Annotated in this window: 9 protein-coding genes and 2 pseudogenes; 6 read left to right on the plus strand and 5 right to left on the minus strand. The window is 61.7% G+C overall.

Annotated features, from left to right (window positions below; all coding sequences use genetic code 11):
• Both L0U81_RS27045 and L0U81_RS27050 read right to left on the minus strand, forming a co-directional pair.
• Nucleotides 1-997, minus strand: a pseudogene (locus L0U81_RS27045) (squalene--hopene cyclase); the annotation flags it as partial.
• 61 nt (nucleotides 998-1,058) lie between these two features.
• Nucleotides 1,059-1,625: a TetR/AcrR family transcriptional regulator gene (locus L0U81_RS27050; RefSeq protein ID WP_233807990.1), complete on the minus strand. Its 567-nt coding sequence runs from the start codon at nucleotides 1,623-1,625 to the stop codon at nucleotides 1,059-1,061.
• Between the two features lie 309 nt (nucleotides 1,626-1,934).
• On the opposite strand from L0U81_RS27050, the gene L0U81_RS27055 reads away from it, so the two are divergent.
• The 6 genes from L0U81_RS27055 to L0U81_RS27080 all read left to right on the plus strand — a co-directional run bounded on the left by L0U81_RS27055 (nucleotide 1,935) and on the right by L0U81_RS27080 (nucleotide 10,795).
• Nucleotides 1,935-3,068, plus strand: coding sequence for an acyl-CoA dehydrogenase family protein (locus L0U81_RS27055; protein WP_233807997.1), 1,134 nt, complete (start codon nucleotides 1,935-1,937; stop codon nucleotides 3,066-3,068).
• A 95-nt stretch (nucleotides 3,069-3,163) separates the two neighbouring features.
• Nucleotides 3,164-4,693: a CoA-acylating methylmalonate-semialdehyde dehydrogenase gene (locus L0U81_RS27060; RefSeq protein ID WP_233807999.1), complete on the plus strand. Its 1,530-nt coding sequence runs from the start codon at nucleotides 3,164-3,166 to the stop codon at nucleotides 4,691-4,693.
• 60 nt (nucleotides 4,694-4,753) lie between these two features.
• Nucleotides 4,754-5,647, plus strand: coding sequence for a 3-hydroxyisobutyrate dehydrogenase (gene mmsB / locus L0U81_RS27065; RefSeq protein ID WP_233808001.1), 894 nt, complete (start codon nucleotides 4,754-4,756; stop codon nucleotides 5,645-5,647).
• The gene (locus tag L0U81_RS27070) at nucleotides 5,647-6,438 is read left to right on the plus strand and encodes an enoyl-CoA hydratase (RefSeq protein ID WP_233808003.1); all 792 of its coding nucleotides are present in this window, start codon (nucleotides 5,647-5,649) and stop codon (nucleotides 6,436-6,438) included. Before mmsB ends, L0U81_RS27070 begins: the two co-directional genes overlap by 1 nt.
• Nucleotides 6,435-7,592, plus strand: coding sequence for an enoyl-CoA hydratase/isomerase family protein (locus L0U81_RS27075; protein WP_233808004.1), 1,158 nt, complete (start codon nucleotides 6,435-6,437; stop codon nucleotides 7,590-7,592). Before L0U81_RS27070 ends, L0U81_RS27075 begins: the two co-directional genes overlap by 4 nt.
• A 146-nt stretch (nucleotides 7,593-7,738) precedes the next feature.
• The gene (locus tag L0U81_RS27080) at nucleotides 7,739-10,795 is read left to right on the plus strand and encodes an ATP-binding protein (protein WP_233808005.1); all 3,057 of its coding nucleotides are present in this window, start codon (nucleotides 7,739-7,741) and stop codon (nucleotides 10,793-10,795) included.
• Between the two features lie 65 nt (nucleotides 10,796-10,860).
• Here the strand turns inward: L0U81_RS27080 and L0U81_RS27085 are convergent, their stop codons facing one another.
• The 3 genes and pseudogenes from L0U81_RS27085 to L0U81_RS27095 all read right to left on the minus strand — a co-directional run bounded on the left by L0U81_RS27085 (nucleotide 10,861) and on the right by L0U81_RS27095 (nucleotide 13,547).
• Nucleotides 10,861-12,579 (minus strand): alpha/beta-hydrolase family protein, encoded by a 1,719-nt coding sequence (locus L0U81_RS27085; protein ID WP_233808009.1) that lies wholly within the window; start codon nucleotides 12,577-12,579, stop codon nucleotides 10,861-10,863.
• An 89-nt stretch (nucleotides 12,580-12,668) separates the two neighbouring features.
• Nucleotides 12,669-12,821 (minus strand): annotated as a pseudogene (locus tag L0U81_RS27090) (acetylornithine deacetylase); the annotation flags it as partial.
• A gap of 48 nt (nucleotides 12,822-12,869) precedes the next feature.
• Complete coding sequence (locus L0U81_RS27095; RefSeq protein WP_233808010.1) at nucleotides 12,870-13,547, minus strand: DUF1028 domain-containing protein; 678 nt, start codon at nucleotides 13,545-13,547, stop codon at nucleotides 12,870-12,872.
• Nucleotides 13,548-13,555 lie beyond the last annotated feature (8 nt).

Below are 13,555 nucleotides of genomic sequence, written 5' to 3' on the forward strand. Positions count from 1 at the left end.
GTAACTTCTCGACCGACTGCCGCGCAATCGCACGATTCGGATGATCTTCCGGATAACCGAGCGCGTCGTACATCATCACCGCATTGGCCATCGCCGGGTAGATTGCTCCAAGTCCGTCTTCGCCGTTCAGGCGCTCGTCGACGAATGCAACCGCCTGACGGATCGCGCGTTCACGCGTGTATTTCGGAAACAGTCCATCGACCGCGCGTAGCACATGGTCGACTCCGCGGAAAAATGCGAACCAGCCCGCATTCTGGTGCGATTGGCGCTGTAGCAGGCCGACCTTCATGGCCGGCTCGATGAACAGCTCGTCGACGCGCACGCCCCGCGGGTTCTTCGCGATGGGCCGCTTCGCGTTCAACACGAGCAGCGGCACAATGACCGTACGTGCCCAGTAGGACACCTTCGTCAGGTGGAACGGAAACCATTTGGGCAGCAGCATGATCTCAGCGGGCATCATCGGCACTGCTTGCCACGAAATCGCACCATATAGCGCGAGTTGGATGCGCGTGAACACGTTCGACATTTCGGCGCCGCCCATGGTGTGAATCGCGCGTCTTGCCAGCCGCATATGCTCGGCGTTCTCGTCGTCACCGATCATCTTCAGCGCAAAATAGGCCTTCACGCTCGCGCTGATGTTCGGCGCCCCACCAGTGAACAATGGCCAGCCGCCTTGGGGAAGTTGAATACGGCGCAGATAGCGAGCGATCTTCTGCTCAAGCTCTAGATTGGGCGTCTCACCAAGATAGTGGACGAACAGCACATATTCTGCCGGGATCGTCGAGTCCGCCTCAAGCTCGAAGACCCAGTGGCCGTCGGCACGCTGCGTGCCGAGCAATGCTGCCGTGGCACGCGCGAGCGCGCCGTCTAATGAATCAACCGCGACGGGCCTTGCCGCGTCCGCCCATTCTGCTGTTTGGTCTTCACACAAATCGCCGTTTCCGACAGCGCACAACTGTGTGTCAATCGCATTCGCACGAAGTAGATCTTCAGTCATTTTTATTTTGTAGAACAATTGTCGAGTCGATGGATCTGTCGCCCGTTCCAGCGACAATCACCTACTTCTTGCTGGCGCCCGCCTCAGACTCAACATCGGCAAGATAGGCTGACATCACCCTCGGCAATTCACGCAGATAAAAGCCCAACTGTTTAGGCTCGACGTCAAAGGCCACACGCATAATTCCGACCGCGATTGCATACAGCATGGCTGTGTGCCGCCCTCGGGCAGCGGGCTTGATTTTGGGCAGACGGGCATTGACCAATCGCCTGAGCCCCTCGGTGAACCTCTCCTCGTTCTGCAGCGAACGCCTGTCGTGCATCAGAAGGAAGTAGTCTGGATGCGCCCGAACATAGTCGACATAAGGCGTCATCAGATGATTGATCGCGTCCGCAGCCGAAAGCTGCTGCCAGACTTCGGCAGACACTTCCATCACTTCACTGTTGATCGCCGCAATAGCCGTGTCGTGCCTGCTGACTAGCCCGAGCAACAAGCTGGCTCGGTCGGGAAAGAAGTGATACAGAGAGCCGATTGACGTCTTCGCCCTTTGAGCCACGCCATGCATCGTCATTCCGGCCAGACCGTCCTGCGCGATACTCGATGCCGTTGCATCAAGGATCGCCTCCACCCGCACGTGGCCCCTTGACTGACTGGGCCGCCGGGCGACTCCCCGGGCTCTTTTCGTTGCGGACGACTCAGCCATGAGACGCCATGAGACGCTCGTCTTCGCCCGCATTCAGCCAAACATCGGTCATCGCAGATTCCTTCAAAATTAGACACACGATTCTAATTTAAACAATATCAACGCACTCGTCCAGTCTGTCGCGATGTGTGGCAAATCCGCTCATCAAAAATGATCGAACACGGCATCGGAATGTCATGGCCTGGGCGCCTACACTGGTTCGCTCATGAGTTCCAGAGACTCGAGGCTACATGCATGGACGATTTCTATACCGACGAACAACGGATGATTCGCGACGCGGCGCGCAACTTTTCGGTCAATTGCCTTGCCCCTAACGCTGCGCGATGGGACCGTGATGGCAAGTTGCCTGCAGACGTCGTCACGCAGATGGGGGAACTCGGCTTTCTTGGCATGATCGTGCCGTCCGAATGGGGCGGCTCGTACAGCGACTACATCGCCTATGCGATCGCACTGGAAGAGATCGCCGCCGGCTGCGCAGCCTGTGCGACGCTAATGAGCGTGCACAACTCGGTGGGCTGTGGACCGATTCTCAACTTTGGTACCGAGGCGCAGAAAGACCGCTATCTCGCCGATCTTGCGACGGGCAAGCGCATCGGCGCCTTTTGCCTCACCGAACCGCAGGCAGGCAGTGAAGCGAACAACCTGCGCACGCGCGCCGTGCTGCGCGACGGTCAGTGGATCATCAACGGCAGCAAACAGTTCGTGACGAACGGCGCGCGAGCGAGTATCGCGATCGTGTTCGCCGTCACGGACCCCGACGCGGGCAAACGCGGCATCTCTGCCTTCATCGTGCCGACGGATACGCCGGGCTTCAACGTGGGCCGTCCCGAGAACAAGCTCGGCATTCGCGCGTCGGATACCTGCCCTATCTCGCTCGACGACTGCGCAATCCCCGAAGCGAACCTGCTCGGTGCGCGAGGAGAAGGCTTGCGCATCGCACTGTCGAATCTCGAAGGTGGACGCATTGGCATCGCGGCGCAGGCCATCGGCATTGCACGCGCGGCTTTTGACGCAGCCCGTGCGTATGCGAACGAGCGCATCCAGTTCGGCAAACCGCTGAAAGAGCATCAAACCATCGCCAACATGCTCGCCGACATGGCCACGCGCCTGAACGCCGGGCGCCTTCTCGTCCATCACGCAGCGCGGCTGCGCAGCGCCGGCCGGCCGTGTCTGTCAGAAGCGTCGCAGGCAAAGCTGTATGCGTCGGAACTGGCCGAAGAGGTCTGCTCGAAGGCAGTCCAGATCCACGGCGGCTATGGCTACCTCGAAGACTACGCCGTCGAGCGGCACTATCGCGACGCCCGAATCACGCAAATCTACGAAGGGACCAGCGAAGTACAAAGAATGGTCATCGCGCGGCACGTTTGAGCGTAACAAACCGCGCAGAGGCGGCACTTGCCGCGATTCGATTCATCATGCCCGGGCCGTATGCAAGCGGCGACCCTGAACTGGAGACATTGAGTATGAGCGCAATTCCAATGACTACCCCGGACCGCAAGATCGCGTCCGTCAAACTGCTGATCAACGGCGAGTTCGTCGAGTCGAATACGACCGAGTGGCGCGACGTCGTGAATCCGGCGACGCAGGAAGTGCTTGCGCGCGTACCATTCGCGACCAAAGAGGAAGTGGACGCCGCAATCCGCTGCGCGCACGCCGCGTTCGCCACGTGGAAAAACACGCCCATCGGCGCAAGGATGCGCATCATGCTGAAGTACCAGGCGCTGATCCGCGAGAACATGCCGCGCATTGCAAAGACCTTGACTGCTGAACAGGGCAAGACGCTGCCCGATGCGGAGGGCGATATCTTCCGCGGCCTCGAAGTGGTCGAGCATGCGTGCTCGATCGGCACGCTGCAGCAGGGCGAGTTCGCGGAGAACGTCGCGGGCGGCGTCGACACGTACACACTGCGTCAGCCGATTGGCGTGTGTGCGGGTATCACGCCGTTCAACTTCCCGGCGATGATCCCGCTGTGGATGTTTCCGATGGCGCTCGTCTGCGGCAACACGTTCGTGCTGAAGCCATCCGAGCAGGACCCGCTGTCGACGATGCAACTCGTCGAACTCGCGCTCGAAGCCGGTGTGCCAAAGGGCGTGCTCAACGTCGTACATGGCGGCAAGGAAGTCGTCGACGCGCTGTGCACGCATGAACACGTCAAAGCGATCTCGTTCGTCGGCTCGACGGCTGTGGGCACACACGTGTACAACCTCGGGAGCGAGCACGGCAAGCGCGTGCAGTCGATGATGGGCGCGAAGAACCACGCCGTCGTGCTGCCCGACGCGAACCGCGAGCAAACGCTCAATGCGCTTGCGGGCGCGGGCTTCGGCGCGGCGGGCCAGCGCTGCATGGCGACGTCGGTGGTCGTGCTGGTCGGTGCGTCGAAGGACTGGCTGCCGGAGCTGGTCGAGAAGGCCAGGACGCTGAAGGTGAACGCGGGTCACGAACCGAAGACGGACGTTGGCCCGGTGGTTTCGCGCGCAGCGAAGAAGCGCATCCTAAATCTTATCGATGCCGGCGTGAAAGAAGGCGCAAATCTGGTGCTCGACGGCCGGTACGTCAATGTGCCGGGCTATAAAGACGGCAACTTTGTCGGCCCGACGATCTTCAGCGACGTGACGACCAGCATGGACGTCTACAAGTCGGAAATCTTCGGTCCCGTGCTGTGCGTCATGACGGTCCCAACGCTCGACGATGCCATCGCGCTCGTCAATAGCAATCCGATGGGCAACGGCGTTGGTCTGTTCACACAAAGCGGCGCGGCGGCGCGCAAGTTCCAGAGCGAGATCGATATCGGCCAGGTCGGCATCAATATCCCGATTCCCGTACCTGTGCCGTTTTTCAGCTTCACGGGCTCCCGTGGTTCGAAGCTCGGGGATCTCGGACCCTATGGCAAGCAGGTCGTGCAGTTCTACACGCAGACGAAGACGGTGACAGCCCGGTGGTTTGACGATGCGACTGTCAGCGATGGCGTGAATACCACGATTACCTTGAAGTAGCGCCTGCCTGGTCGTCTGTGACCTTCTTTGCCACAGTCGGAAAATAGAGGACAACTCCATATGAAAATCGGCTTCGTAGGACTCGGCCACATGGGCGCGCCGATGGCGCTAAATCTGCTGAAGGCGGGCCACGCACTCAACGTCTTCGATCTGAATACCCAGGCAGTGCAATCGCTGGTCGACGCAGGCGCAAAGGCAGCGACATCGCCCAAGGCAGCAGCGACGGACGTCGAGTTCGTCGTCACGATGCTCCCCGCAGCGGCACACGTAAAAAGCGTGCTGACAGGCGATGACGGCATTCTCGCCGGCATCGCGAAGAACGTCACTGTCATCGACTCGAGCACCATCGACCCTGCCAGCGTGAAATCATTCGCCGATCTGGCGAAGCAAAACGGAAATACGTTCGTTGATGCGCCCGTGTCGGGTGGCACAGGCGGAGCGGCAGCGGGCACACTGACCTTCATGGTCGGCGGCAGCGCTGCCGTCTTCGAGCACGTCAAGCCGGTGCTGTCGGCGATGGGCAAGAACATCGTCCATTGCGGCGATACCTCGACTGGCCAGGTCGCGAAGATCTGCAACAACCTCGTGCTCGGCATCACGATGGCGGGCGTCTCCGAAGCGATGGCACTCGGCGAAGCGCTCGGCATCGATCCGAAGGTGCTCGGGGGCATCATCAATACCTCCACGGGGCGCTGCTGGAGTTCGGACACGTATAACCCGTTTCCGGGCGTGATCGAAACGGCGCCGTCGACGCGGGGCTATTCGGGCGGCTTCGGCACCGACCTGATGCTGAAGGACCTCGGCCTCGCCACCGATGCCGCAAAGAGCGCACGTCAGCCCGTCTATCTCGGCGCGCTCGCGCAGCAGCTTTATCAGACGATGAGCACGAAGGGTGCGGGCAAGCTCGACTTCTCCGCCGTCATCAAGCTCTACCGCAAGGATGGAGACTCGTGATGATCGAACTCGAATACGCGCATGAGGGCAGCGTTGCGTTGCTGACCTTGAAGCGGCCGCCTGCCAACGCGTTCACGCCCGATGGTCTGTTGCAGTTGCAGCAGACCATCGGGCGCCTGAACGGCGAAGCCCAGGTGCGCGCCATTGTGATAACGGGCGGCGGTCCTAAGTTCTTCAGCGCGGGCGCCGATCTCAACACATTCGCCGATGGCAACAAGGAAGTGGCGCGTATCGCGGCGGCGCGTTTCGGCGCGGCGTTCGAAGCATTGCAGAACGCGCGACCTGTCGTGATCGCGGCGATCAACGGGTATGCGATGGGCGGCGGCCTCGAATGTGCGCTCGCCTGCGATATCCGCATCGCCGAACAGCATGCGGTCATGGCGCTGCCTGAAACGGCCGTCGGTCTGCTGCCGTGCGGCTGCGGCACGCAGACGCTGCCGTGGCTCGTCGGCGAAGGCTGGGCGAAGCGCATCGTGTTGACGGGCGAGCGCGTCGATGCAGCGACCGCGTTGCGCATCGGTCTGGTCGAAGAAGTAGTCGAAAAGGGGGCGGCCCGCGAGTTCGCGTTGCAGATGGCAACACGCGTCGCGGGGCTCAGTCCGCAGGCCGTCACGTTCAGCAAGGAGCTGATCCAGCAGGCTCGAAACGGCGTGCCACGTTCGGCGGCGCTCGCCGTCGAGCGCGAGCGCTTCGTCGATCTGTTCGACGGCGCCGACCAGCGCGAAGGCGTCAACGCGTTCCTCGAAAAGCGCGCCCCCCAGTGGCAAGCGGCGAAGGAGTCACAGCGATGAGCGCCGTTCTCGAACAGCGGTCGGCCACCGGGCAGAATGTGCTGTTTCGCGTCATCAATCGCGTCGCGATCGTCACGCTCGACCGGCCGGCCGCGCTGAATGCGCTGTCGCACGAGATGGTGCGCGACCTGGCCGCGATCGTCGAACGCTGCCGCGACGATGGCGATATCGTTGCGCTCGTGCTGCGCGGCGCCGGTACGAAGGCTTTCTGCGCAGGCGGCGACGTGCGTTCGCTGTACGAGACGCGCCGACGCAATGACAACAGCTGGCAACAGTTTTTTGTTGACGAATACCGCCTGGACCACGCGTTACATACGTTTCCCAAGCCTGTTGTCGCACTGCTCGACGGCATCACGATGGGCGGCGGCATGGGGCTCGGCCAGGCGGCGCGACTGCGCATCGTCACCGAACGCACGAAGATTGCAATGCCCGAAACGCGCATCGGTTTTCTGCCTGACGTCGGCGCGACGCGTTTTCTCAGCGTGATGCCCGTCGAGGTCGAACTGTATGTCGGGCTCACGGGCGTGTCACTCACGGGTGCGGAGGCGCTGCATGTCGGGCTGGCCGATGTGTGCGTGCCGTCCGAATGGCTCGAGACGTTCGAAGAGCGGCTGTTGCACATCGCGACAGCCGACGCGAGCGCCGACGACCTGACGCACGCGCTGCGCACGGTGTTCGAGCCGCCTTGCAATATCGTGCCGCACGCGAGCCTGAGTACGTTCATGCCGTGGATTCAGCGTCACTTCGACCGCTGCGCGGACGTCGAGCGCATCGTCGCGACGCTGCGCCAGGATATGGACCGCGAGCATCCGCGAGAAGTGCGTCAATGGCTGCAGACGACCTATGACGCGATGACGTCGCATTCGCCGACCATGCTGTACGTCACGCGCGATGCGCTGCTCCGTGGCCGTCAGATGACGCTTGCCGAGTGCTTCAGGATGGAGCTGGGCATCGTTTCGCGGGCCATCGAAGATGGCGACTTTAGCGAAGGCGTGCGCGCGCATCTCGTCGACAAGGACCGTAAGCCGCGCTGGGCGCCAGCAACGCTTGCTGCAGTACGACCTGAACGTGTGCTGCAGTTTCTGGCGTCGCCGTGGCGGCCGTGCGCGCACCCACTCGCGGATCTGGGCGCGCAGGCGACGCTCGCGTCGTAACCCTTGTATTGGCCCGGGCAGGACGGACGATTGCGCTTGTCCCGGTGAGAGGTCGCGGCAGCCAGATCGGATAGCGGAACAGAACGGCGAGAACAGCCTTATGATGCTGAAAGACCCTCTCTTTTTTCGCTGGATGCAAGGCAATCATGCCATCGCAGATCGGGAAATCCAATGAGCACGGCAGTGCGCTTCGGGCGCCCACAGGCCAGCCAGGAGATCACGAGCCCAGTGTTCTGAGTCGCTATCAGCGCACGTTTTTCTACAGCGCTGGCATTGCGATTTCGTTGATCATCGTGCTGCTGACTGGGGTTTTGCTGTATTCGATGGTCAACGACTACATCGAACACCGCTACACCGAGTTCACCGTTCGGCGCACGCGCCTGCAGCTAGATTTTCTCGACTGGAAACTCCTCACGCAGTCCTTTGTTCTGCAGGCAGAAGAGAGGTGGAATACGCATCTTGCCGCTCCAGACGTGCTTCTCAAAACGTTTGCCGCGCAACATGGACGCATTGTTCTGCGGCAGAGCCAGCGGTTAGACGCAATGATGGTGTTAGGCGATATCACCCAGCAGCAACCCGACCCGGAAGTCAGCCGGTATCTGGCGCTTGCGCAAGAGCTGAACTACCGCCTTGGCGCGATCGCCAGGGTGCAGCCCAACGGTTCGGCAGGGTATGTGTATACGCCAGATCACCGACTCATTTTCATCTTTCCGGCACCGAAGGACGGCGACCTGCTCCAATCGAATGGTGTGAAAAGCGTCGATGAACTCGTGCACCGCTTCGCGCCGGACATCGGCAATCTGGCAGACCCGGTAGTTGCGGCCAGATTGTTTGCCAATCGTGATCCGGTGTGGTTCCCACCGTCCGCAGATGCGTTTGGCAAGGAACCAGCGTTCAAATTGGTAATGCCGGCGTTTGCGCAGGGCAGGCCATTCCTCGTCGCCGTTCGCACCGTTCCTGCGAGTCTGCTGAGCGCGGCGATTGCCTCGGAGCGCCATGACGAAGCGTCAATAATCGTCGATGCCGCAGGCAAGCCGATCTTCCTTGCCATGGGCCCAACAGGCGGCGGTCGCGGGCTCACAGATCAGATTCTCAGCGCGGAACTGCATGCCACATCATCCACGAGAGTGACTCGTCAGTATCTGAGGGGCCTCTATATTGCCAGCGGTCCGGTGACGAGCACGGGTTGGAAGCTTGTGTACGGCTTTACCTGGCGCACGATCCTGGTCGATCTTTGGCCAGGCCTCCTAGGCTACACAGCGGCGATGCTGCTGGTGACGGCTTTTTTGTGGACACTCCTGCTTCTGCTCGATCACAGGATATTCACCCCAGGCTATGTGCGCTCGCAGCGGGTTTTCGAAAGCGAGAACCTGAACCGCACCATGGTGGCCGCGGCGCCTTCGGGATTTGCACTGCTATCGTTCGAGCGCGGTGACGTGCTGTTGCAGAACGACTTGATGCGTACCGTCGGGTCGAACACACATCCGGATGATCCACCATTGCACATCCAGTTGCATGGTCTCTACGACCGCGCCGAAGGAGCCCCCGCGTGGCAGTCCGATCTCGAGATGCCTCTCAGACTGAAGGACGGCCGTGTCGACGATCTGTTGGTAAGCCTGGTTCGAACCAAATACCAGGGGCATGACGTGCTGCTGTGCAGCTTCTCCGACATCACGTCTCTCAAGAACACGGAACGCAAGCTCAATGAGGCGCGTGCGGCAGCCGATGCGGCCAATCAGGCGAAGTCGGCGTTCCTCGCGATGATGAGCCACGAAATCCGTACGCCGCTCAATGCCATTCTCGGCAACCTCGAGTTGCTCGGACGCTCGCCGTTGTCACCGTCGCAGGAGGATCGGCTAAGGGTCGTCACGTCGTCGTCCACTGCGCTGCTCGGGATCATCAACGACGTTCTCGATTTTTCGAAGGTCGAGTCTGGGCAGATGACGCTCGAATCGATCAGCTTCGACCTCGGTGATGTCATTCGACAAGTGGGCGCGATGTTCGAACCCGTCGCGCATGCGAAGGGCCTCGAATTCGACTGCGTCATCGACGATGCGCTCGCGCCGCACTATCTCGGTGACCCAACCAGAATCCGGCAGATCGCGGTCAATCTGGTCAGTAACGCGATCAAATTCACGGCCACGGGCGAGGTGCTGCTCGAGGTCTATCTCAAGGACGACACGGCCGATGATTCTCCGATCGTGATCGGCGTGAGCGACACCGGCATCGGCATGACGCCCCAGCAGCAGGAGACGCTTTTTTCGGCATTTACACAGGCTGATTCTTCGATTGCGCGGCGCTATGGCGGAACAGGACTCGGACTCGCGCTTTGTCTGCGGCTGACCGACTTGATGCATGGCACGATCCAGGTGAAGAGTGAGTTGAATGCCGGCAGTACCTTTGTCGTGACGTTGCCCATTCCGGTGAGTTCAGGCACACCGGTCAGCGCTCCAGAAGATGGCAAAACCCAATGGGAGTCTGCCGGGATCGACACACACGCCATTCACATCCTCGTGGTCGACGATCAGCTTGCAAACCGGGAGTTGATCGTCGCGCAACTCGCTACGCTAGGATATGAGGCGGATATGGCCGATAGTGGCGGAACGGCATTGCGGCGCTTCAACGAGCGCCACTATGATCTCGTGATGACCGACATCAATATGCCGGGGATGGACGGGTACGCGCTCGCGCGGTGCCTGCGCGACCAAAGCGCAACTGTGCCGATCATCGCGATTACCGCGCATGTGGCAGCGGAAGAGCGTACGCAATGCACGCAAGCCGGAATCGACGAGATCCTGCTCAAGCCTGTCCTGCTTGGCACCATGGATGCGACTGTGCGGCGGCTCGTCAGCGAGGCCGGCAAGCGTCCCGCGAGCAACACCGCGACGAGGCGCGACATATCGCAAGGGCCATTGCCCGAGCGCATCCATGCCGCGATGATCCAGTCGCTGAAAGAATCGCTTGCTGCGCTGCACGCCGCCATTGAACGAGGTGATATCAAAACGGTGCTTGCCCAGCTTCATGCGGTACGCGGCTCCTTCGCGATGATTCAGGAGCCCGAAATGGCGGATGCGTGCGCACAGATGGAGCAGCAAGCCAGAGATCACGACGTTCCTGCCGTTAAGGATGGGCTCAATCGATTTGAACCGCTTGCTTATGCGACCCTCGCGCGGCGCGTGATGAGCGCACAACCCGACGCGTGAGTTTTTGCTTCAGCCCTGAATCAGCGTAAGCAGAAGCCGCGCACAGACTTTCCTGTTCTGCTCGGTCACGGCTCTGATTCGTCGCCAGGGATCTCGTCGAGGAACTTGGCCAGTCGTTCGGTGTCGGCGTCCGTCCAGCCCTCGAGAGGTACCACGCTGGACCAACCCGTGGCGTAGTCCTCCAACGAGTAGTTGTGCCCGAAACCCTGCGGCACGTCGAGCTGGTGAATCAGGTCGCCCACTGCCTGCACGCCCGAGACGACGGGAAACCAACGCATGGCGTCAGGCATGTCGAAGCCGCGGGGCCGAGCCATCCATTCCGGCGGCCACCAGAACGCCTCGACACTCCAGAAGACGGCCGGATCTGCCGGATGCTGAAGATAGACGATTCGCGGGGACGGCCAGTCGGCGTCCAATGCCACTTGATGCGGATCACGGTTCAGGAACCGTACTGAGCGACCCCCATCGAAGATCGGCTGCCAGAAGGGCGACCCGCGATCGCGCTCGCGAGTAAGTTGCGAATGGATAAGATTGCTCTGTTTGGCACCGGCAATGAGCACGCCATCCGTGCCGGCCACCATGTTGGCCACCGAGGCAGATGCATTCACCCCCACGAAAGGCGCTTCCACCCCCGCGGCGCCGAGGCTCTTGCCGAACAGAATGAGCTTCGGCCGTCGTTGCGGCGGGAGCTTTGACCACCGTGCCCGAACGGCGTTGAAGAGCGTGATACCCGCCTCGTCCGCGAGCCCTGCGTCCATAAAGATGGCGAGCCGGCTAGGCAGGAAAGAGTATTGAATCGCCACGATCGCCGTGTCGCCACGGTATAACTGCTCAAGCGAAGCTGACCCATTGGGGACTATCCATCCCGTGCCGGTGGGTACCCACACGACCAGTACTTTCCGATCAAACCCGCCCGCGCGCTCGAGCTCGCGGACCGCGAGCTGCGCGCGCTGCTCGAGAGAGTCCGCAGAACGCACACCTACGTAGACTCTCACCGGATCAACGAGCCCGGCATCAGTCCCGTGAAACATCGCGAGCTGCCGCCTGGTTGTGACTGTTGCCACAAAGTCGCGACCCATGCGTCCCAAGGTGTCCCATGCGACGAACGATCCACTGCTGCCGGACACTGCTGACGACTCGGGTGCCACGGTTCCCTCAGTCGTGTCCTCGTTCCTCTGCGCGTGGACGAAGTTGGAGAACCTGGTGAGAGCGGGAAGCGCGACTCCGCGACCGAGCGCCATGCCGATCACGACGATGAGCAGCGCTGTTGCCGGCAGCGAGATGATCGACGGCACGTGGCCCTGGATGAACCGCTTCACTGCGCCGACACCGCGGGCCACTACCCGCCCGACGACCACGAGGAGCGCTGCGGCGAACGGCGACAGCACGCCAACCAGCAGACCGTCCAACCAGACGAGGGATGCCATCCCCATGAAACTGCGTTGTTCGTTCTGCCAGCCGAGCCATAGATTCGAGCCGAGGACTAGCGCAATGAGCCAGGCCACTGCCAGAACGATCCAGCTACGCCGGCGGATCTCGCTGCCGGGCGAGCGCCGCCATCGCGCGATGAGTCGATGCACGCCACGATCGGCCAATGTGCCTAGCCCATAGCCAATGGCCAGGCAGATCGCGCCGATCACAGTCTGCGTTCCCCACGACCGCGGAATCAGCGTTGGCGTCAGTGACTGCCACCAGAACAGAAGCGCGAGCAACGAGCCGCTGAGCGTAGGCGTACCATGCGCGCCTCGAAGCTCGGGAGCTACTGCCTTGTGGGAATTCCGCATGCGCGCTCGCTCAGATTGGCACAACTGTCACCCCGTTCCCGTGGGTCAGCTGCGAACAATTGTATGAGAGTCGAAGTCCGTCCGCTGTTTCAATCCGGCATAGCCTCCTCACCCGCGTAGCGCGCCAGCCGAACCAGCATCGCGTCGCAGCGTTGCAACTGATCGACCGTCACGAATTCATCGGGCTTGTATCCTTGATCCATGCTGCCCGGCCCGCACACGACCGTCGGGATGCCTGCGCGACAGTCGCGAATCCGATCAGTCGTTCCAGCAGGGTGCGGCTCGTGTGATCATTCATCGCCGGGCACGCCATAGCTTGGCGCGGCAGTCGGATTCAGCGCGCGCGTCACATAGTCCTGCATCTGCGGACGATATGCCTGCCAAAGCGCGTCGAGCCGTCCGATCGGATCGTCGTCGGCCCAATCGACGCGCAGATCGACGATAGGCCAGACCTGCGTATCGGCGATCTTCAGCGCAGCCGAATGCACGGGCCCGGCTTCCCCGCCCGCTTTCACTGCTGCGTGCATCGCGGCGAGCAGCCGGTCGGCCAGCGCGCCCGCCGATAACTCGAATGCCTTGACCATCGAATCGATCACCTGCGTATTCGCGAGCAGGTTGCCCGCCGCGACACATTGGTCGCCGGCGACCGCGTGATGCAGACCAAGCGCCTCGTCGCCGGTGAACATCGCTGTGCGGCCTTCGTTGTCGACCACGCTCACCTGCCGGTATGCCCGCCATTCGTGCGCGCCGAGCGCCGCGTCGAGCGCCGCGTGGGCTGCGAGCCCGCGGGTTTCGATGAGATCGAGAATCTGCGGACCCAGTGCCGGCAGGGTCACGTTTTGCGTCGCCACCGCGCCGACGCCCGCGCGCACCCACGGACAGCGCGCGCCCACTGCAATACTCGAAGAACTGATGGCAATGCCGAGCTGGCCGCTCTGCCGGCAGCGTCCGACGATCGAGAACGTCATGGCATCGC

It is taken from the genome of Paraburkholderia sp. HP33-1, from assembly GCF_021390595.1.
Taxonomy (GTDB): Bacteria; Pseudomonadota; Gammaproteobacteria; order Burkholderiales; family Burkholderiaceae; genus Paraburkholderia.